Raw genomic sequence first — 19,849 nt, 5'->3', positions numbered from 1 at the left:
CATCTGGAGGGGACCGTCATGGGCGACACCAACGCCACCGACCCGATCGTCAAGCCCGAGAACCTGCACATCACGGGTGAGGGCTCCGAGACCGTCGGCACCAAGAACCTGCACATCACCTCCGAGCCGGCCGACGCCATCGCGGACAAGGTCCTCGGCGAGGGCGGCGCCTCGACGGACAACCTCCACATCACGTCGGAGCCGGCCAAGTAGACCACTCCCCACGGGGATGACGGCACCGGCGGCAGGTTCGGGGGAGCCGCCGGTGCCACCCACAGGAGGCCCGGTCGACGGGGGAGCGCACGGTCCCGGGGGACTCCGGACGGAACCAGGGGGGATTCGTCCGGCAGGGACCGCGCGCGACGCGATCGGACCGCCGAAGGGAAGGGGCCGGGCATCTGCCCGGCCCCTTCCTCCTGTTCCGGTCACCTGACGAAGTAGAACCTTCCACTTCGCGGCGGTGGGGCCCCGCCGCGAGGATCGTTCCGCCCCGGTTCCCACCCCTTCACGAGGAGTCCGCCATGAGCCGCACGAAACGTCTCTTCGCCCTCGCGGTCGTCGCCGCCGCGCTCTCCTTCGGCACGGCCGCTCCGGCTTCGGCGAACATGCACATCACCGGCACCACCGCCTACGGCGACCTCCGCGCCGGCTGATCCCCGGAGGGGAAGCGGGCCACCAGCGAGGCGCCGGGCGCCGGGCGGTCCTCGATGGTGAGGGTGCCGCCGTGGGCCGCGGCGAGGTCCCTCGCGATGGGGAGGCCCAGGCCGGCGCCGCCGTTCGCGCGGGTGCGGGACGCGTCGAGGCGGGTGAAGCGGGCGAAGACGCGGGCGCGGTCGGCGGGCGGGATGCCGGGGCCGTCGTCGCGGACCGCGAGGGTCAGCTCCGTCGCCGACGTCCGGACGCTGACCGTGACCTCGGACCTCGCGTGGCGGCAGGCGTTCGCCAGGAGGTTGCGGAGGAGACGGTCCAGGTGGGTGGGGTTGCCGGGCAGGACCGCGGGGTCCGGGGCCTCGCAGCGGACGCGGAGCTCGGCCGCCTCCGGGAGGTGCTGGTGCTCGCGGACCAGGTCCTCGGCGAGGGCCGACAGGTCGACCGGTTCGCGGACCGGGGGGACCGAGCCGTGGCTGGCCAGCAGGAGCAGGTCGTCGGCGAGGCGCTGGAGGCGGACGACGTCCGCCGCCGCCTCCGTCACCACCTCCCGCCAGTCCTCCACCGCTTCCGGGTGGCGCAGGGCCGACTCCAGCTGGGCGCGCAGCGCGGCGAGCGGGCTGCGGAGTTCGTGGGCGGCGTCGGCCGTGAACTCGCGCTGCCGGGTGGCCGCTTCCTCCACCCGGTCCAGGGTCGCGTTCGTGGTGCGGGCGAGGTCCGCGATGACGTCGGCGGTCGGGGGGACGGGGACGCGGCGGTGGAGCGACCGGCTGGTGATGTCGGCGAGTTCGCGGCGGATCGCCTCCACCGGTTCGAGCGCCCGGGCGACCATGCGGTGCACCAGGAAGCCGGTCAGGAGGGCCGCCAGCGGGACGCCGGTGGTGAGGGCGATCCAGTAGACCTTGTCGAGGGACTGGTGGGCCTCCTCCAGGGACTGGAAGGTACGGACGCCCGCGAGGAAGAGCGCCCCCGTGACGGCGCCGGCGGTGAGCGCCACCCGGCCCCGGAAGGAGATCCGGGCGCCGCCGCGGCCCACCGCCACCGCGACGGCCCCCGCCGTGATGAGGCCGGCGGAGGGGCCGATGCAGGCGATGCCCCAGCGGAACGCCTTCTCCGCGACGTCGATCTTGGACTCCTCGTTCTCCTTGAGGAGCCAGCTGCCGTAGGTGGCGTACAGGGTCGCCGTCACGGCGGCGGCGGCGGTCGCGCCCCGGAGCCGTACCCACCAGGGGCCGCCCTTCCCGGCGAGGAGGCAGACGGCGGCGACGTACAGGGCGCCGGCCCAGGTGCCCCACGTGGTGATCCACTCGATCTGCGGGCCGACGCGGTCGTCGTTGAGGTGGACGGCGGGCCAGGTGGAGCGGAGGCCGGCGGCGCGGTCCGCGTACTGGAGCCAGGCCACCGCGCAGCCGACGACCAGGGCCGCGGCCAGGCCGGAGGCCCACACCGGGCGGGTCGCCCACACCGGGCGTCCGGGGTCACGCACGGCCGCTCACCCGGTAGCCGGCGCCTCTCACGGTCTCGATGGTCTCGCGCCCGAAGGGGGCGTCGATCTTCTTCCGTACGGCGCTGATGTAGACGTGCACGATGTTCGGGTCGCCGGTGAAGTCCGCGGACCACACCTCGTCCAGGACGTCGACGACGGGCACCACCTCGTCCAGGCGGCCCAGCAGGCAGTGCAGGACGGCGAACTCCTTCGGGGTGAGCGTGATCTGCTCGCTCCCCCGGCCGCAGGTGCGGCGGGCCGGGTCGAGCCACAGGTCGCCGGCCTCCAGGAGGGCGGGGACGCGGGCGCCGCCGCGGCGGACGAGGGCGCGCAGCCGGGCCTCCAGGACGACGTACGAGAAGGGCTTGGCGAGGTAGTCGTCGGCGCCGGTGTCGAGGCCCTCGGCCTCGTCGTACTCGCCGTTCTTCGCGGTGAGCATCAGCACCGGCACGTCGTTGCCCTCGGCGCGGAGCCGGGCGCAGACCTGGTAGCCGCTGAGGCCGGGCAGCATGAGGTCGAGCAGGACGGCGGCGTAGCGGTGTTCGCGGGCCAGGTGGAGTCCGGTGACGCCGTCGTGGGCCACGTCGACGGTGTAGCCGACGGCGGTGAGACCGCGCCGCAGCGAGGCGGCTATCCGTTCCTCGTCCTCGATCGCCAGGATGCGCATGGTCCCGAGTATCGCCGCAGGGCCGGGCCTTTCCTGAGGAATTCCTCAGGAATCTTCAGGGGCCCTTCAGGGGCTCCCGCCGAAGCTGCCTCCCATGCTCATGATCACCATGCCGGAGGCTCCGGCGCTGCGGGGGCGGGCGGTCGCCGCGTCCCGGACCGGGCCGGCGCTCGTCGCCGCCGTCCTCTTCTTCCTGCACGGCGCGTTCGCGCTGCGCAACCACGCCCGGTTCCGGACGACCGGCTACGACCTGGGGATCTTCGGTCAGGCGGTGCGCGCGTGGGCGGAGGGGCGGCTGCCCGCGTCGGAGATCCGGACGGCGACGGCCCCGGCGGGGTTCGAGGGCGAGGCGCTGCCGCTGCTCGGGGACCACTTCCATCCCGTGCTGGCGCTGCTCGGTCCTGTGTACCGGCTGGTGCCGCACGTGGAGGTGCTGCTGGTGGCGCAGGCGGCGCTGGTCGCGGCGGCGGTGTACGTGACGGGGCGGACGGCCCAGCGGCAGCTGCCGGGGCGGCCGTTCGCGGGTCCGGTGGTCGCGGCGGCGTGCGGGCTGGCCTGGGGCACGCAGACGCTGGTCGGCTTCGACTTCCACGAGGTGGCGTTCGCGCTGCCGCTGCTGGCGCTGGCGTGCCGGGCGTTCCTGGACGGGCGGCTGCGGGCGGCGGCCTGGTGGGCGGCGGGGCTGCTGCTGGTGAAGGAGGACCTGGGGGCGACGGCCGCGGTGCTGGGGCTGCTGATCGCGCACCGGGCGCGGGACCGGCGGGAGCGGCGGGCGGGGTGGGTGCTGGCCGGCGGGTCGGTGCTGGCGGCGCTGCTCGTCCTCAAGGTGGTGATCCCGGGCTTCGCGCCGGACGGGCGGTATCTGTACGCGGAGCAGGTCGGGGGCGCGTACGGGTTCCTCGACGGCTGGTCGGTGAAGGTGCTGACGGTCCTGGCGCTGCTGGCCGTCACGGGCGGCCTGGTGGTGCGCAGTCCGCTGGCGTGGCTGCTGCTGCCGACGCTGGCCTGGCGGTTCACCTCGTCGGTGCCGTCCCACTGGGAGCCGGGGCTGCACTACTCGGCGGTGCTGGTGCCGGTGGCGTTCGCGGCGCTGGTGGACGCGGTGCGGCGCGGAGCGCGGCTGCCGGTGCCGGGGCTGCGCGGGGTGCGGGCGGCGCTGGGCGTCCCGCTCGGGGCGGTCCTGCTGCTGCTGCCGCTCCAGCCGACCGCGCAGCTCGCCACGCCGGGTTTCTGGCGGGAGGGTCCGCGTGAGGCGGCGGCACGGGCGCTGGTGGCGCGGGTTCCGGACGGGGTGCGGGTGGCGGCGAGCAACACGCTCGCCCCGCACCTCACGGACCGGACGGTGGTGCGGCTCGCGGCGCCGGGTCTTCTCGACCGGGACCCGGCGGTCGGGTGGCTGCTCGTGGACCGGCTGGACGGCTTTCCGGCGGGCGCGGTGGACGGCGCCCTGCGGGAGGCGGCCGCGGACCCGGAGTGGCGGGTGGTCCGGGAGGAGGCCGGTGTCGTCCTCCTGGCCCGGGTGCGGTGACGGGTCAGCCGCGGGCGTAGGAGCCGAGGCCGACGAGGCAGTAGACGTACTCGCTGATGGTGGTGCCGTTCATGGTGTAGCGGTGCGAGAAGGCGTACTGGGTCTTGGGGTTGTCGTTGCACCTGTTCATGTCGGAGGTGAAGGGGAAGGTCTGGATGACCTTGTAGTGGGCGTCCGAGGCGGAGCAGGGGACCTCCTCGACGCCGCTGACGGACTGGGCGGTCTCGGAGTCCGGCAGGGTGCCGTTGAGGCAGGTGCCCTTCTCGTAGGGGTCGGGCTCCTCCTCGGTGGGGGTGGCGGCGGGGTCGGTGGGGAGGTCGAGGTCGAGGCTGGGGAAGGGGGAGACCGAGAAGGTGGGGACGGGTCCGGGGCCGGTGGATCCGGCCTTGTCGTCCTTGTCGTTGCCGTTGAGGAGGTACGAGCCGCCGATGACGGCGCCGAGGACGAGGAGCGGGACGAGGCAGCCGGCGACTCCGGACAGGCGCCGCGCGGGCGCCTGGCCGCCGGCGACGGTGATGCGGAGGAGGACGGTCGTGCCGGCGAACGGGACGGGGATGACGTCGCCGTGGCGGCAGGGCGGGACGTGGATCCGGGTGGGGCCGCCCACGTTGCCGGGCAGGGTGACCGGGATGACGACGCCGGTGGCGGCCTGCTGCGGGGTGAGGGTGAGGGGGAACTCCTGCGTGGACACCTGGTGCTCCTCGGTTCGGAGGGAGGGGGAGGGGGAGGTGCGCCCGTATGACGTGCGCACGGCTCGTTCCGGTTGCCGCCCCCTCCCCATTTCCATAAACGGATTCCAATCCTCCGGAAAGCGGGGCGGGCCTCAACCCCGCCTCCGCAGCTCGCCCTTGACCACCTTCCCGCCGGCGTTGCGGGGCAGCTCGGCGACGAACTCGACCTCCCGGGGCACCTTGTAGTTCGCCATCTCCCGCCGCGCCCAGGCGATCAGGTCGTCGGCGGTGACCCGCGCGCCCGGCCGCCGCACCGCGAACGCCTTGCCGACCTCGCCGAGCCGGGCGTCGGGCACGCCGATGACGGCGACGTCGGCGATCTCCGGGTGGAGGCCGAGGAGTTGCTCGATCTCGGCGGGGTAGGCGTTGAAGCCGCCGACGATGAACATGTCCTTCAGCCGGTCGGTGATCCGCAGGTTCCCGGCCTCGTCGAGGACGCCGATGTCGCCCGTGCGCAGCCAGCCGTCGGCGTCGATGGCCGCGGCCGTCGCCTCCTCGTCCTCGAAGTACCCGCGCATCACGTTGTGCCCCCGGACCAGCACCTCGCCCGAGCCGGAGAGCCTGACCTCGGTGCCGGGGACGGCCCGGCCCGAGGTGGTGGCGATCGTCCCGTCGGGGTCGTCGCGGCGGCACATGGTGACGAGGCCGCTCGCCTCGGAGAGCCCGTAGGCGGTGAGGACGGTGGCGATGCCCAGCTCGGAGCGGAGGCGTTCGACGAGGAGCAGCGGGACGACGGCGGCGCCGGTGACGACGAGCCGGAGGCTGGAGAGGTCGTGCGCCGCGCGGGCCGGGTGGTCGAGGAGCGACTGGTGGAGGGTGGGCGGGCCGGGGAGCACGCTGATCCGCTCGGCGGCGACGTTGGCGAGGACGGTGTCGGCGGTGAAGACCGGCTGCGGCACGATCACCGCGCCCCGCATCAGGCAGGCGAGGACGCCCGCCTTGTAGCCGAAGGTGTGGAAGAAGGGGTTCACCACGAGGTAGCGGTCGCCCTCGGCGAGGCCGGCGAGCGCGGCCCACTCCTCGTAGCAGCGCAGGGTCTGGGCGTGGCTGATGACGGCGCCCTTGGGGCGGCCGGTGGTGCCGGAGGTGTAGACGATGTCCGAGGGGCTGTCGGGGTCGATGGCGTCGGCGCGGGCCCGGACGCGGGCCGCGGAGATCCGGTCGCCCTCGGCGAGGAACGCCTTCCAGGTGGTCCATCCGGCCTCGTCGGGCGCGGTGTCGCCGAGGACGACGACCCGCGCCAGCTCGGGCAGCGGGACCCCGGCGCGGCGCAGCGAGGCGACGTACGAGGTGCCGAGGAAGGTGCCGGTGACGAAGAGGAGCCGGGCGCGGGAGCGGGCGAGGACGTCGGCGGCCTCGGTGCCCTTGAAGCGGGTGTTGAGCGGGACGAGGACGGCGCCGGCGGTGACGGCGCCGAGGGCCGCGACGATCCAGTCGAGGCTGTTGGGCGCCCAGATCGCGACCCGGTCCCCGGCGCGCACCCCGGCGGCCACGCAGGCCGCGGCGGACCGCTCGACGCGGGCGGCGAGTTCGGCGTACGGGACGCGGGCGCGGCCGTCGACGACCGCCTCCCGGTCGCCGTACCGCTCCCCCGCCGACCGTACGAGTCCCGGGATCGTGCCCCACTCCAGGTCACCGCGCATCTCCGCCTCCACCGTCCCGTGAGCTGACTATCCGTCAGATTAGTTGTAGCCTGACGCGCTGTCAGCAGTGCTGCCCCATGAGGAGGTCCGGTGCTCAAGGACGCCACCGCCATCGTCGGCATAGGACAGACCGCCTTCGCGAAACGACTCCCGGAGACCGAGAAGGCCCTCGCCTGCCGGGCGATCCTCGCCGCCCTCGACGACGCGGGCATCGCCCCGTCCGAGGTCGACGGCTTCGCCTCGTACACCATGGAGGAGACCGACGAGGTCGAGGTCGCCAAGGCCATCGGCGCCGGCGACGTCACCTTCTTCTCCAAGGTCGGCTACGGCGGCGGCGGCTCCTGCGCCACCGTCGGCCACCTCGCCGCCGCCGTCGCCACCGGCCAGGCGAGCGTCGGCGTCGCCTGGCGCTCCCGCAAACGCGGCTCGGGACCCCGCCCCTGGAAGAACACCGCCGTCCAGCTCCCCACCCCCGGCCAGTGGACCCGCCCCTACGGGCTGCTCCGCCCCGCCGACGAGATCGGCATGCTCGCCCGCCGCTACATGCACGAGTACGGCGCCACCCGCGACCACCTCTTCAACGTCGCCCTCGCCTGCCGCAACCGCGCCAACCAGAACCCGGCCGCGATCATGTACGACCGCCCGCTGACCCGGGAGATGTACATGACCTCCCGCTGGATCAGCGAACCCCTCTGCCTCTTCGACAACTGCCTGGAGACCGACGGCGCCCTCGCCTGCGTCATCGTCTCCGCCGAACGCGCCCGCGACTGCCGCCGCAAGCCCGTCTACATCCACTCCGCCGCCCAGGGCCTGCCCGCCCAGCACCACGGCATGGTCAACTACTGGAACGACGACCCGCTCTCCGGCCCCGCCTGGACCGCCGCCCGCCACCTGTGGAAGACCGCCGACTTCGGCCCCCAGGACGTCGACGTCGCCCAGATCTACGACGCCTTCACCCCCCTCGTCCCGCTCTCCCTGGAGGGCTACGGCTTCTGCGGGCGCGGCGAGGGCGCCGCCTTCACCGAGGGCGGCGCCCTCGAACTCGGCGGCCGGCTCCCCCTCAACACCGGCGGCGGCGGCCTCTCCGAGGCGTACGTGCACGGCTTCAACCTCATCAACGAGGGCGTGAAGCAGCTCCGCGGCACCTCCACCGCCCAGGTCCCCGACGCCGCCACCTGCCTGGTCACCGCCGGCGAGGGCGTCCCCACCTCCGCCATCCTGCTGCGCGCCTGAGGAGCTGATCCCGTGCTGAACCCCGTCATCGACGAAGACGGCGCCCCCTTCTGGGAGTTCACCGCCCGCGGCGAACTCCGCGTCCAGGCGTGCGCCAAGAAGGAGTGCGGCGAACTCCGCTTCCCGCCCCGCCCCTGCTGCCCGCACTGCCAGTCCTTCGCCACCGAGTGGCGGCTCATGTCCGGCCGCGGCCGCATCTGGTCCTACGTGCTCCCGCACCCGCCGCTGCTGCCCGACTACGCCAACCAGGCCCCCTACAACGCGGTCCTCGTCGAACTCGCCGACGCCCCCCGCATCCGCCTCGCCGGCAACGTCGTCGCCTCCCCCGGCGCCCGCCTCGACTCCGTCGACCCGGCCCGGCTCCGCATCGGCGCCCCCGTCCGCGTCGCCTTCACCGAGATCGACGGCATCGCCGTCCCCCGCTGGATCCTGGAGCGCGGATGAGCGCCCCCGGGATCTCCGTGGACCGCGACAAGGAGACCGGCGTCGCCGTCGTCACCCTCGACCGGCCCGCCCGGCTCAACGCGCTCACCCTCGCCATGGCCCGCGAACTCGGCGCCGTCTGGCGGGCGTTCCGGTACGAGGACGAGATCCGCGCCGTCGTCGTCACCGGCGCCGGCGGGCGGGCCTTCTGCACCGGCATCGACCGCGACGACGCCGGCCGGGTGCCGCAGCCCGCCTCCCCGTACACGATCGACGACCCGCTGATCGCGATCGGCCCCAAGGCCAACGACCTGTGGAAACCGGTGATCGCCGCCGTCGAGGGCATGGCCTGCGGCGGAGCCTTCTACCTGCTCGGCGAGGCCGAGTTCCTGATCGCCGGCGAGACCGCCGCCTTCTTCGACCCGCACACCACCTACGGCATGGTCAGCGCCTACGAGACCATCCACATGGCCCAGCGGATGCCCTTCGGCGAGATCGCCCGGATGGCCCTCATGGGCTCCGCCGAACGGATCTCCGCCCGCCGGGCCTACGAGACCGGCCTGGTCAGCGAGGTGACGGAGGCCGGCGGAGCGCTGACCGCCGCACGCGAGGCGGCGGCCGTCATCGCCTCCTTCCCCACCGAGGCCGTGCAGGGCACCGTACGCGCCCTGTGGACGGCCAAGGAGGCCGTCAGGTCCCAGGCCCTCGCCCAGGCCCCGCACCTCGTCACGCTCGGCAACCTGCCGGCGGAGCGGCAGGCCGAGCTGTTCACGACCCGGCGGACGGGCTTCCGGACGCGGTAGGGGCGGAGGTGGCGCGGGCCTCGGCGATCACGCAGTTCTTCACCTTGTCCACGAGGCGGGGCCGCGCCATCTTCACCTCGAAGTCCTTCCGCTGCCCGCCCTCGACCGTCACGACCGTCTCCGCCGTGTCGACCACGGAACCGGTCCCGCCGCGGAACTCCAGGGTCACCCGGTAGGTCTGGGTGGTGCTGTACAGCCCCTCGTTGACGATCCGCAGCGTCGCCGTGGTGTCCGCCTTACGCGCGGGCTTCCCCTTGCGCTTCTTCTGCGCCGGCTTCACGCAGTCCACGACGATCACGTCGACGGCGGGGCCGTACGACGCCGAGGCGGTGACCGCCGGCTCGGCGGTGTACTCGCCGCCACCGCTGCCGCTGTCGCCGCCGCCCGACCCGGAGCCCGCGTAGTCGTCGTTGTCCTTCTTGTCGCTGGAGCAGCCGCCCCCGCCGCTCTTGCTCTTGCTCTTGCCGCTCTTGCCGCCGCTGCCACCGGTGCTCGTCTGGAAGCCGGTCAGCGCCAGCACCACGACCGTCAGTGTGGCGGCCAGCTTCACCCGGGTCCTTACCATCGCCGTCTCCCCGTCCCTTCGGTCATGTGCGCGCCACACCCTAGCGGGGCGGGAGGGCCCGCATGGCGGGCCCCCCTCACCCGGCGTAGCGTCGACAGCGAGAGAGCCAGGCCGCGCAGCCCCCCGAGGAGGCCGATCGATGATCCGCAACGTCGCCGGCTCGGTCCTGGCCCTCGCCGGAGCGACGGCCGCCGTCTGGAGCCCCTTCCGTGCCTGGTACGACGGCCGTCACGGCAGCGACTATCCGATCGGGGACCTCTTCACCGGCATCACCGACGACGGCTCCGGGGTCGTCGGCTCGATCCTGCTGCCCTTCGCCGTCGCCGCCCTCGTCACCCTCGTCGGCGTGGTGCTGCGCTCCCGGCTGCTCGTCGCCCTCGCCGGACTCCTCGTCCTCGGCGTCACGGTCCTGTGGATGGTCCGGGTCGGCCAGGCCGAGGGCAGCCTGGTGATCTCCGGGGACGGACGCGGCCTCGGCGACGGCGTCGCCAACGCCTTCGGCGGCGGGGTGCTGCTCCTGCTCGGCGCCCTCGTCATGTCCGGCCGCCCCAGAAGCCACCGCCTGGAGCCCGCCGCGCCGCACACCCGCCCGACCCTCGACGGACCGCCCGTCGACGCCCCACCGCCCGCCGGGCAGCCGTACGACGCCGAGACCAGGAACCTGCCGTACGCCGCCCCCGGCCGCTTCGACGTCCCGGTCGATCCTCCGGCCGACCGGGACGGTCACCACCGCGCCTGAACCCCGGGCGCGGTGCGGGCGGGGTCAGGCGCGGTGCCGGCGGCGGCCGGGCGGGGGCGCGGTGCTAGCGGGCGGCCGCACCCCGGCCGGTGGCCGTGCCCTTCGCCGCGTCGAGCGCGTACACGCAGCGGTCCTTGCTGCACGCGTACACGACCCCGCCCTTCGCCACCGGCGAGCCGGTGATCTCGCCGCCCGTGGCGAGCTTCCAGCGCAGCTGCCCGCCGGTCGCGTCCAGGGTGTAGAGGACGTGGTCGGCGGAGCCGAAGTGGACCCGCCCGTCGGCGACGACGGGGGTGCCCACCAGCTCGGCACCGGCCGCGAACCGCCACCGGGGGGTGCCGGTGACCGCGTCCAGGGTGTAGAGCGCGCTGCCGCTGCCGACGTGCACATTGCCGTCCGCGACGAGCACCGGCTCGGACGACTGGCGCTGCTCGGTCGCGATCCGCCAGCGGTCCTGGCCGGTCGTGGCGTCGATCGCGTACACCGTGCCGAGGTGGTCGGCCAGGTACACGCCACCGCCCGTGACCGCCGGGCCGGGTGCGAAGGCCGGCGGGGAGAGGAAGACGGCGGGCGCCTCGAAGTGCCAGCGGACGTGCCCGGAGTCGATGTCGACGGACAGCACACGGGTGCCGGCGGAGACGTACACGCAGCCGTCCTCGGCCGGGGCGACCCGGACCGGCACGTGCCCGCAGGCGGCGGCGTCGCCGATCGGGTACGACCAGCGCTCGGTGCCCGTCCGGGCGTCGAGGGCCAGGAGCCGGGCCTCCCGCCACACGTACACGGTGTCGCCGTGCACGGCCGGGCCCGCCTCCGGGGTCTCGAAGTCCGTCTGACAGCCGGTGATCTCCCACAGCTTCGCGCCGTTGGACGCCTCCCAGCCCTGCACGCCGCCACCCCGGGTGCCGGTGACCACGGTGCCCCGGTCCACCCGGAGGGAGTACACCCAGGCGTCGGTGCGCAGCCGCCAGCGCTCGCTGCCGTCGGTGGCGTCCAGCGCGTACAGCGTCGGTCCGTCGGACGCGTGGATGCGGCCCTGGGCCACCGCCATCGACCAGGCCACGTCCCGCGTCTTGAACTGGCGCCGGCCGGACGCGGTGTCCAGCGCGTGCACCTCGAACGAGGTCACGTAGAGCAGATCGCCGTCGACGACCGGAGTCCCCCACACATCGTTCGACATGCGGAAACGCCACGGCCGCCACGCCCCGTTCCCGGGGTCCGTCTGCGGCTGCGCCTGCTGCGGCACGGGCGCCGGCGCCGGCGCGGGCTCCCCGCCGGGCGGCCGGACCCAGCCGGTGGCGTGCGGATCGGACGCCTGGCCGACGGCGAGCGCCGCCCGGGTGTCGGCGACCCGGGGGCCGGGGCCGATCGGCACGGTGGCGCCGCCGAGCCGCACCGGACCGCCGGACTCCTCCGCCGGTCCCGCGTGCCGGCCGCCCACGTGGGCGGGCTCGCGCGGGTCGCCCCCGTCGAAGCCGACGGGCGGGCGCGGCGGCATCGGCGGCGGGGTGACCGGCGGCGGCGGGGCCGGCCGGCCACCGCGCCGGGTCTCGATCATGGTGACGGCGCTCTCCGGCAGCCACGCGGAGGCGGTGCCGCTGTCGTCGCTGCCCGGCCCGAAGAGGTGCGGCGCGAGCATGGCCTGGAGATCGGCCGGTGTGGGCCGCTGGGCCACGTCCATCTGCATGCACGCGTCGATGAGCGGCCGCAGCTCGTCGGGCAGACCCTCCAGGTCCGGCCCGTCCCGGAGCAGCATGAAGACGGTCTCGACCGGGTTGGCGCCGTGGAAGGGCGCGTGGCCGGTGGCGGCGAAGACCAGCATGGAGCCGAGCGAGAAGACGTCGCTGGCGCCGGTGACGCTGCGCGAGTCGCGGGCCTGCTCGGGCGACATGTAGGCCGGGGTGCCCACGGCGACGTTGGTCATCGTCAGCCGTGTGTTGGAGACGCCGGACGCGATGCCGAAGTCGATCACCCGGGGGCCGTCCTCGACGACGAGGACGTTCGACGGCTTGAGGTCGCGGTGGACGAGACCGGCGCCGTGGATGGACTGGAGGGCCTCGGCGACTCCGGCCGCGAGCCAGCGGACGGCCTGGGCCGGGAGCGGCCCGCACTCGTTCACTATCTCTTCCAGCGAGGGCGCCGGCACGTACGCGGTCGCCAGCCACGGCACGGCCGCGCGCGGGTCGGCGTCCACGACGGCCGCCGTATAGAAACCGGACACCGCCCGGGCGGCCTCGACCTCCCGGGTGAAGCGGACCCGGAACAGCTGGTCCTCCGCGAGCTCCGTGCGCACGGTCTTGATCGCCACGCGCCGGCCGGACGCCGAGCGCGCGAGATAGACCAGCCCCATGCCGCCCGCGCCGAGCCGGCCCAGCACCTCGAAGGGCCCGATGCGTCTCGGGTCGTGCTGCGTCAGCTGTTCCACTTGCCTGCCACCTCCCCGTACGGGCCATGACGGTACGGCCCTGGCCCCTGATTGTTCCTGTCCGAGGCCCTGGTTGCGAACCCGGGGGCGGATCGGAGTGGCGAACCGTACACGCGCGCAGGGGAGGTGGGGACCTTCCGCCCCGCGAGCGGGGCGCGTGGGCCCGTGCCGCCGTGCCGTCGCGGAGAAGGGAACGGTGGTTCCGGAATCGAATGGGTGACCCTTCGGGCCGCTGATCGTTGGACGTCCTGACGGACGTGGGTGCGTTCCGGAGCCGGTGGGGAGGCGTGGTGAGCGGTCTGCGGAAAGTGGCCGCGCCGTTCGTGGTGCCGGGCCCCTCGGGGGTCACGGTGCGCACCGGCCTCAAGCAGCTGACCGACCGGGACCGTGCCGTACTGCGGCGGGTCGGATCCCACCTCGGCTCACTCGCCGCGCGTGATCTCCAGCACAGGTGCGCCGAGGGGCTGGAGCACTCCGCGGAGTCATGGGCGCAACGGAAGCGGACCTTGACCAGGGAGTCGTCGTCGCGGTGGGCGGGGTCGGTGACGAAGGCCACGCACGATCAGTGGGCGCTCGCCCGGCGCGGCCAGTGGGCGCGCGTCCAGAACCTGGAAGCCGGGGTGCGGACCCTCTCGTACCGGCTGTCACTGCCGCTGGGCGAGAGGGGCGAGAAGCGGGCTCCGGGTGGATACGGCTCCCGCCAGGAGTGGCACGCGAAGGCCCGCCGCCTGCAGGTGCTGAAGGACCGGCTGGCCCGTGAGCGGGCCGACCATCGGGCGGGGCGGGTCCGGGTCGTCCGCGGGGGGAGGAAGCTGGCCCGCGACCGCCACCGGCTCGACGCCGCCCGGCTCACCGCCGGACAGTGGCGTGAGCGATGGGAGGCCGAGCGGGCGTTCCTCCAGGCGGACGGCGAGTCCGGCAAGCGGTTCGGGAACGAGACGATCCGTGTCACCCCCGACGGCGAGGTGTCGATCAAACTGCCCGCACCGCTGGCAGACCTCGCGAACGCCCCGCGCGGCCGGTACGTCCTGGCCTCCCGGGCGGCCTTCCGCCACCGCGGCGACGAATGGGCCGACCGCGTCACCGGCAACCGCGCGGTGGCCTATCGCATCCACCACGACACGGCTCGCGGACGCTGGTACCTCACCGCCTCCTGGCAGATCCCGGCGCCCGTGACCGCTCCCGTCGCAACCGCCGTCGCGAGCGGTGCCGTCGGCGTCGACACCAACGCCGACCACCTCGCCGCCTGGCGTCTCGACCCGCACGGCAACCCCGTCGGCGAGCCCCGTACCTTCGCCTACGACCTGTCCGGCACCGCCGGCCACCGTGACGCCCAGGTCCGCCACGCCCTGACGCGTCTCCTGCACTGGGCTCTGCGGCACGGCCTCGCGATCGCGGTCGAGGACCTCGACTTCCATGCGGAGAAGACCCGGGAGAAGCACGGCCGACGGAAGGACTTCCGCAGACTGATCTCCGGCATGCCGGTGGCCCGGCTCCGCGCCCGGCTCGTGGCCATGGCCACCGCACTCGGCATCACCGTCGTCGCCGTCGACCCCGCCTACACCAGCGCGTGGGGCGCCCAGCACTGGCAGAAGCCCCTCAGCGGCACGAGCCGCAGAACCACCCGCCACCAGGCGGCATCGGTGGCCATCGGAAGACGCGCCCTGGGACACCCGATCAGGCGTCGGACGGCACCGCCCCCTGCTCACCGGAGCGATGGACAGGGGCATCGGACCGTTCAGGCTCGGTCCGGCAGCCCAGGGCACGAGGAGACCCGCCCCCACGTTCCCGGACCACGCACACGATGCGTGCCGCCGGACGCGGAGCGAAAGCGGGCGACCAGGACATCCCTCACCGTTCGGGATGTCCGCGGTGGCCGGGAGGGGTTCCTGGACCCTCCCCCGGCCACCGGCTAGGAACGGTGTCACAGGTCATACGGAGCGGAACGCTCACACCGCCGAGGGGGGGTCCGAGAGGGTGGAGGTGGGGGGTGCGGGGACGGTCAGGGGGACGGTGTCGGTGGAGAGGGCGGTGGGTTCCGCCGTGGTGACGAGGGGGTCGGCGGGGGTGGGTTCGGCGAGGACGGCGAAGCGGGCGCCCTGGTTGTCGTGGAGGACGGCGATCCGGCCGTAGGGGGTGTCGACGGGGGGTTCGGCGACGCGGCCGCCGAGGCGGACGGTGATGGCGCATGCCTCGTCGCAGTCGCGGACGGCGAAGTAGACGAGGACGTGGCCGGGCATCTCGGCGGGGAAGGCGTCGGTGATGACGGCCCGGCCGCCGAAGGCGGTGTCGTCTCCGGCGCGCGAGCCGGGCGGGGACCAGACGCGGTAGTCGAAGCCGGGTTCCTTGCCCTCCTCCGCGGGGTCGGCCTGGCGGCCGAGCCAGCCGAAGACGGAGGCGTAGAAGGTGTCCACGGGCCCGGGACGGCGGGTGTACACCTCCATCCAGCAGAAGGAGCCGGGTTCGTTGACGACCTCGAAGCCGTCGTCCTCGCCCGACTGGCGCAGGCCGACGACGGCGCCGCCGGGGTCGGCGGCCAGGGCGAGGACGCCGAAGGGTCCGACGGGGTACGGCTCCATGACCATCTGCCCGCCGGCGGCCTTCACGCGGGCGGCGACGGTGCCGGCGTCCTTGGTGGCGAGGTAGACGGTCCAGGTGGTGGGCATGCGGCCGTCCCGCTTGGGGAGGAGCCCGGCGACCCGGCGTCCGTCGAGCAGGGCCTCGTCGCGGTCGTCGTCGAAGGTCCAGCCGAAGAGCTCGCCGTAGAAGCGCTTGCCCGCCTCCAGGTCGGGGAGCTGCGCGTCCACCCAGCAGGGGGTGCCCTCTGTGTATACGGCCATGGCTCCACGCTAGGGCGGCGGGGGCGGGGGCGCGCTCCGGTGTGCGCCGTCCGGGGAGCCGGTCCGGCCGGGGTCCCGTTCCCGGTCGGCGGGGTTGTCCACCGAAGTTGTCCACAGCCTGTTCATAAGGCGGGCGGGGGCGCGGAGGGGCCCGGCCGCGGTGGCGGGATCCGGTCGCCGCGACCCGCCGAGGACACCCCTGCCGACCTCGGGGAACGGGGTGCACCCCATTTGCAGTCGGCCGAATCGCGCGCTGATCCCCCCTCGGTAAGCTGACGGCATGACAGGACAAGTACGCACCGTCGACGGCCGCGTGGCCGGACGACGCGGCCAGGCGACGCGGCAGAAGCTGCTCGACTGCCTCGGTGAGATGCTCAGCTCCTCGCCGTACCGGGACGTCAAGGTGATCGACGTGGCCCGGAAGGCGGGTACTTCACCCGCGACGTTCTATCAGTACTTCCCGGACGTCGAAGGCGCCGTCCTGGAGCTCGCGGAGGAAATGGCGAAGGAGGGCGCCGGGTTGACCGAGCTGGTCTCCGGCCGTTCCTGGGTCGGCAAGGCGGCCTGGCAGACCTCCGAGGAACTCGTCGACGGCTTCCTCGACTTCTGGCGGAAGCACGACGCGATCCTGCGGGTCGTGGACCTCGGGGCCGCGGAGGGCGACAAGCGGTTCTACAAGATCCGCATGAAGATCCTGAACTCGGTCACCAACTCCCTCACGGACGCGGTGAAGGAGCTCCAGGCCAAGGGCAAGGTCGACAAGGAGGTCAGCGCGGCCGCGATGGCGGGCTCGCTCGTGGCGATGCTGGCCGCGGTCGCCGGCCATCAGAAGGGCTTCACCACCTGGGGTGTGAAGCAGGCCGAACTCAAGCCGAATCTGGCTCTGTTGGTGCATCTGGGCATCACCGGCAAGAAGCCGGTCAGATAGTCCCGGCCGTCCGGCCCCGGTGACTCCGGCGCCTTCTCCTTCACCCGTCCTGTCGTCGACGCCGACGCCGGTCGCCGCCCCTCCCGGGGCGGGACCGCCGTCGGCGTCGTCGTGTCCGGGGCCTTGGGCCGCCTGGTCCGGCCCGGTTCATCTGCGGGTGAGCCGGAAGAGCCGGATCTCGCGGTCCACCCGGGCCTGGTAGGCGGCGTACGGGGGCCAGAAGGCGAGGGCCGCCTTCCAGGCCGCCGCCCGCTCCTCCCCCGTCAGCCGTTCGGCCCGTACGGGGATCGGCTCGCCCTTCCAGCTGATCACGGCGTCCGGGTGGGCGAGCAGGTTGGCCGTCCAGGCGGGGTGGCCGGGGCGGCCGAAGTTGGAGCCGATGAGGAGCCAGGTCCCCCGGTCGGGCTCCGGCATGCAGGCGAGCGGGGTGGTCCGCTCCCGGCCGCTCCTCGCGCCGGTCGCGGTGAGGACGACGCCGGGCAGCATCTGGGTGCTGAGCAGCGTCTTTCCCCTGCTGAGCCGGTGCACGGCCTTGTCGAGGGCGGGGATGACGTGGGGGGCGACGCGGGCGAAGGTCCGGGTCGAGGAGACCTTCTGGACGAGTTTCACTCCGATGGGCATCAGGCGGCCGCCTCTCCGAGGAGTCCGGTGCGTTCGGCGGCGCGGGCGCGGAGGCGTCCGGCGGGCCCGAAGAGGAGCTCGTCGGCGGCGGCGCGGCGGACGTAGGGGTGGGCGCCGGATTCGCCGGTGCCGCCGGTGCCGCTGCCGCGGTCCAGCTGGACGGCCTCGCCGGCGGCGGCGCGGAGGGCTTCGAGGGCCTGGGCGAGGGCGAGGGGTCCGCTCTCGGGGCCGGGTCCGGGTTCGCGGGCGGCGCAGTAGGTCAGGGCGCGGGCGGCCTCCACCTGGACGTGCAGGTCGGCGAGGCGGTGCCGGGCGGCCTGGAGGGGGCCGGCGGGCCGGCCGGGGCGTTCGCGGCCGGCGACGTCGCCGAGGGTGCGTTCGAGGGCGCCGCGGGCGGCTCCGGTGGCCTCGGCGGCGAGGAGGACGGCGGCGGTGCGGCCGGCGGCGGCGAGCGCGCGGGTGATGTCGGCGGGGTCGGCGGGGTCCTCGCCGAGGAGGGTGGCCGGGACGTCGCGGAGCTGGACGCCGGCCGGGGAGCGGGTGGGGTCGAGGCCGGTGCGGCGGGTGCGGACGAGTCCGGGGCCGGCGTCCTCGGTGCGGACGAGGTAGAGGAGCGTGCGGCTGCGGGCGTAGCCGCCGGTGTGGGCGGCGACGAGGAGGAGCCCGGCGCTGTGTCCGTCGAGGACCTGTTCGGCCTCGCCGTAGAGGAGCCAGCCGCCGTCGCCGTCGGGGGCGGGGCGGGCCTGGACGCCGCCGGCCCGGCCGTCGCCGGACCAGGCGCCGGTGGTGTTGTCGCCGGTGAGCCCGAGGGCGTGGGCGAGGGAGCCGCCGGGGACGGCGAGCGCGCAGGTGAGGGCGCCGTCGGCGATGCGGGGCAGCAGGTCGGCGCGCTGGTCGGGGGTGCCGAGGGCGGCGACGAGGGGGGCGGTGAGGACGGCGGTGGCGAGGAGCGGGGAGGGGGCGAGGGCGCGGCCGGTCTCCTCGCAGGCGAGGGCGAGTTCGGGGGTGCCGCGGCCGGTGCCTCCGTACTCCTCGGGGAGGGCGAGCCGGGCGAGGCCGAGTTCGCCGGACATGCGGGCCCAGAGGGCGGGGTCGTAGCCCTCGGCGGCGGTGGTGGTGCGGGCGGCCGGGGGGCCGGCGTGCTGGGCGAGCAGGTCCCGCAGGGTGCGGCGGATCTCCCGCTGCGTCGCGGTGAGCGCGGCGGGGTCCGCGCCGTCGGCGGTTTCCATGAGGCTCCCTCCGTATCTGACGGTCCGTCATGTTAGGGCGGGGGAGGGACGGTTGCCCAGAGCGACGCGGGTCCCGATCGCAGAGATCTGATGTACCGTCAGATCCATGACCGCCATCGGCACCACCTCACGCAGCAGCCGCGGCCGCCGCCGGGTCGCCGTCGCCGGCGTCGCGCTCTCCGACTGCGGCCGGGTCGACGGGGCCACCCCCTACGCGCTCCACGCCCAGGCCGCCCGCCGCGCCCTCGCCGACAGCGGCCTCGACCGCTCCCTCGTCGACGGACTCGCCTCCGCCGGACTCGGCACGCTCGCCCCCGTCGAGGTCGCCGAGTACCTGGGCCTCCGCCCCACCTGGGTGGACTCCACCTCCGTCGGCGGCGCCACCTGGGAGGTCATGGCCGCCCACGCCGCCGACGCCATCGCCGAGGGCCGCGCCAACGCGGTGCTGCTCGTGTACGGCTCCACCGCGCGCGCCGACATCAAGGCCGGGCGCCGCACCTCCAACCTCTCCTTCGGCGCCCGCGGCCCGCTCCAGTTCGAGGTCCCGTACGGGCACACCCTGGTCGCCAAGTACGCGATGGCCGCCCGCCGCCACATGCACCGGTACGGCACCACCCTGGAACAGCTCGCCGAGGTCGCCGTCCGGGCCCGCGCGAACGCGGCGCTGAACCCCGAGGCCATGTTCCGGAAGCCCGTCACCGTCGACGAGGTCCTCTCCGGCCCGATGATCGCCGACCCCTTCACCACACTGCACTGCTGCATCCGCAGCGACGGCGGCTGCGCCGTGCTCCTCGTCGCCGAGGAGTACGTGCCGGACACCCGGAAGACGCCGGTCTGGATCCTCGGCACCGGCGAACACGTCTCCCACACGACGATGTCCGAGTGGGAGGACTTCACCGTCTCGCCCGCCGCCGTCAGCGGCCGCCTCGCCCTCGAACGCGCCGGCGTCACCCCCGCCGACATCGACGTCGCCGAGATCTACGACGCCTTCACCTACATGACCCTGGTGACCCTGGAGGACCTCGGCTTCTGCCCCAAGGGCGAAGGCGGCGCGTACGTCACGGACAAGTCCGCGGTGCCCGTCAACACCGACGGCGGCGGGCTCTCCGCCTGCCACCCCGGCATGCGGGGCCTCTTCCTCCTCGTCGAGGCCGTCCGCCAGCTCCGCGGCGAGGCCCCCGGTCTCCAGGTGCGCCGCCCCGACGGCGGCCTCCCCCGGCTCGCCCTCGCCTCCGGCACCGGCGGCTGGTTCTGCTCCTCGGCCACGGTGGTCCTCGGCCGCGACTGACCCCGCCGCGGGCGCCCCGGACGGGGCGGGCCCGGCGCGGCCCGCCCCGTCCGGG

19 protein-coding genes are annotated in these 19,849 nt (G+C 74.5%); 10 read left to right on the top strand and 9 right to left on the bottom strand.

Going from position 1 to position 19,849, the window contains the following annotated elements; translation table 11 throughout:
* The first annotated feature begins 18 nt into the window (after positions 1 to 18).
* Positions 19 to 213, top strand: a complete 195-nt coding sequence (locus ACFVU3_RS33720) for a hypothetical protein (protein WP_390072336.1) — start codon at positions 19 to 21, stop codon at positions 211 to 213.
* A 308-nt stretch (positions 214 to 521) separates the two neighbouring features.
* Positions 522 to 653, top strand: a complete 132-nt coding sequence (locus ACFVU3_RS33715; protein WP_390072334.1) for a hypothetical protein — start codon at positions 522 to 524, stop codon at positions 651 to 653.
* Here ACFVU3_RS33715 and ACFVU3_RS33710 read toward each other — a convergent pair.
* Both ACFVU3_RS33710 and ACFVU3_RS33705 read right to left on the bottom strand, forming a co-directional pair.
* A complete protein-coding gene (locus ACFVU3_RS33710) occupies positions 629 to 2,134 on the bottom strand; it encodes a sensor histidine kinase (protein ID WP_390072332.1) in 1,506 nt (501 codons plus the stop codon). The genes ACFVU3_RS33715 and ACFVU3_RS33710 overlap by 25 nt on opposite strands.
* On the bottom strand, positions 2,127 to 2,801 hold the full coding sequence (locus ACFVU3_RS33705) for a response regulator transcription factor (RefSeq protein WP_390072330.1): 675 nt from the start codon (positions 2,799 to 2,801) through the stop codon (positions 2,127 to 2,129). The genes ACFVU3_RS33710 and ACFVU3_RS33705 overlap by 8 nt, the downstream gene beginning before the upstream one ends.
* A 94-nt stretch (positions 2,802 to 2,895) precedes the next feature.
* Between ACFVU3_RS33705 and ACFVU3_RS33700 the strand changes: the two genes are divergently transcribed.
* A complete protein-coding gene (locus tag ACFVU3_RS33700) occupies positions 2,896 to 4,329 on the top strand; it encodes a DUF2079 domain-containing protein (protein ID WP_390072328.1) in 1,434 nt (477 codons plus the stop codon).
* 4 nt (positions 4,330 to 4,333) lie between these two features.
* On the opposite strand, the gene ACFVU3_RS33695 is transcribed toward ACFVU3_RS33700, so the two are convergent.
* Complete coding sequence (locus ACFVU3_RS33695) at positions 4,334 to 5,020, bottom strand: hypothetical protein (protein ID WP_390072327.1); 687 nt, start codon at positions 5,018 to 5,020, stop codon at positions 4,334 to 4,336.
* Between the two features lie 132 nt (positions 5,021 to 5,152).
* A complete protein-coding gene (locus tag ACFVU3_RS33690; protein ID WP_390072326.1) occupies positions 5,153 to 6,703 on the bottom strand; it encodes a FadD3 family acyl-CoA ligase in 1,551 nt (516 codons plus the stop codon).
* Between the two features lie 90 nt (positions 6,704 to 6,793).
* Between ACFVU3_RS33690 and ACFVU3_RS33685 the strand changes: the two genes are divergently transcribed.
* Genes ACFVU3_RS33685 through ACFVU3_RS33675 form a run of 3 tightly spaced genes read left to right on the top strand, consistent with a single transcriptional unit; the run spans position 6,794 to position 9,162 of the window.
* A complete protein-coding gene (locus ACFVU3_RS33685) occupies positions 6,794 to 7,936 on the top strand; it encodes a lipid-transfer protein (protein WP_390072325.1) in 1,143 nt (380 codons plus the stop codon).
* A 12-nt stretch (positions 7,937 to 7,948) separates the two neighbouring features.
* A complete protein-coding gene (locus ACFVU3_RS33680) occupies positions 7,949 to 8,380 on the top strand; it encodes a Zn-ribbon domain-containing OB-fold protein (protein WP_390072323.1) in 432 nt (143 codons plus the stop codon).
* Positions 8,377 to 9,162: an enoyl-CoA hydratase/isomerase family protein gene (locus ACFVU3_RS33675; protein WP_390072321.1), complete on the top strand. Its 786-nt coding sequence runs from the start codon at positions 8,377 to 8,379 to the stop codon at positions 9,160 to 9,162. Before ACFVU3_RS33680 ends, ACFVU3_RS33675 begins: the two co-directional genes overlap by 4 nt.
* Here ACFVU3_RS33675 and ACFVU3_RS33670 read toward each other — a convergent pair.
* Positions 9,128 to 9,727: a hypothetical protein gene (locus ACFVU3_RS33670; protein WP_390072319.1), complete on the bottom strand. Its 600-nt coding sequence runs from the start codon at positions 9,725 to 9,727 to the stop codon at positions 9,128 to 9,130. The genes ACFVU3_RS33675 and ACFVU3_RS33670 overlap by 35 nt on opposite strands.
* Positions 9,728 to 9,866: 139 nt before the next feature.
* On the opposite strand from ACFVU3_RS33670, the gene ACFVU3_RS33665 reads away from it, so the two are divergent.
* The gene (locus ACFVU3_RS33665; protein WP_390072317.1) at positions 9,867 to 10,466 is read left to right on the top strand and encodes a hypothetical protein; all 600 of its coding nucleotides are present in this window, start codon (positions 9,867 to 9,869) and stop codon (positions 10,464 to 10,466) included.
* A 64-nt stretch (positions 10,467 to 10,530) separates the two neighbouring features.
* On the opposite strand, the gene ACFVU3_RS33660 is transcribed toward ACFVU3_RS33665, so the two are convergent.
* Positions 10,531 to 12,888: a PQQ-binding-like beta-propeller repeat protein gene (locus ACFVU3_RS33660; protein ID WP_390072315.1), complete on the bottom strand. Its 2,358-nt coding sequence runs from the start codon at positions 12,886 to 12,888 to the stop codon at positions 10,531 to 10,533.
* A gap of 290 nt (positions 12,889 to 13,178) precedes the next feature.
* Between ACFVU3_RS33660 and ACFVU3_RS33655 the strand changes: the two genes are divergently transcribed.
* On the top strand, positions 13,179 to 14,804 hold the full coding sequence (locus tag ACFVU3_RS33655; RefSeq protein WP_390072313.1) for an IS200/IS605 family accessory protein TnpB-related protein: 1,626 nt from the start codon (positions 13,179 to 13,181) through the stop codon (positions 14,802 to 14,804).
* A 33-nt stretch (positions 14,805 to 14,837) separates the two neighbouring features.
* Here ACFVU3_RS33655 and ACFVU3_RS33650 read toward each other — a convergent pair whose 3' ends face one another.
* On the bottom strand, positions 14,838 to 15,728 hold the full coding sequence (locus tag ACFVU3_RS33650) for a VOC family protein (RefSeq protein ID WP_390072311.1): 891 nt from the start codon (positions 15,726 to 15,728) through the stop codon (positions 14,838 to 14,840).
* A gap of 280 nt (positions 15,729 to 16,008) precedes the next feature.
* Between ACFVU3_RS33650 and ACFVU3_RS33645 the strand changes: the two genes are divergently transcribed.
* Positions 16,009 to 16,656: a TetR family transcriptional regulator gene (locus ACFVU3_RS33645; protein WP_390072309.1), complete on the top strand. Its 648-nt coding sequence runs from the start codon at positions 16,009 to 16,011 to the stop codon at positions 16,654 to 16,656.
* Between the two features lie 147 nt (positions 16,657 to 16,803).
* Here the strand turns inward: ACFVU3_RS33645 and ACFVU3_RS33640 are convergent, their stop codons facing one another.
* On the bottom strand, positions 16,804 to 17,277 hold the full coding sequence (locus ACFVU3_RS33640; protein WP_390072307.1) for a nitroreductase/quinone reductase family protein: 474 nt from the start codon (positions 17,275 to 17,277) through the stop codon (positions 16,804 to 16,806).
* Positions 17,277 to 18,506, bottom strand: a complete 1,230-nt coding sequence (locus ACFVU3_RS33635) for an acyl-CoA dehydrogenase family protein (protein ID WP_390072305.1) — start codon at positions 18,504 to 18,506, stop codon at positions 17,277 to 17,279. Before ACFVU3_RS33635 ends, ACFVU3_RS33640 begins: the two co-directional genes overlap by 1 nt.
* Positions 18,507 to 18,612: 106 nt before the next feature.
* On the opposite strand from ACFVU3_RS33635, the gene ACFVU3_RS33630 reads away from it, so the two are divergent.
* Entirely contained in the window at positions 18,613 to 19,794 is a 1,182-nt protein-coding gene (locus ACFVU3_RS33630) for an acetyl-CoA acetyltransferase (RefSeq protein ID WP_390072303.1), read from the top strand.
* The last annotated feature ends 55 nt before the right edge of the window (positions 19,795 to 19,849 follow it).

Origin of the sequence: Streptomyces sp. NPDC058052 (assembly GCF_042885515.1) — a bacterium.
Classification (GTDB): domain Bacteria; phylum Actinomycetota; class Actinomycetes; order Streptomycetales; family Streptomycetaceae; genus Streptomyces.
The sequence above is the reverse complement of the archived record's forward strand: the minus strand, read 5'-3'. Positions and strand labels throughout refer to the sequence as shown.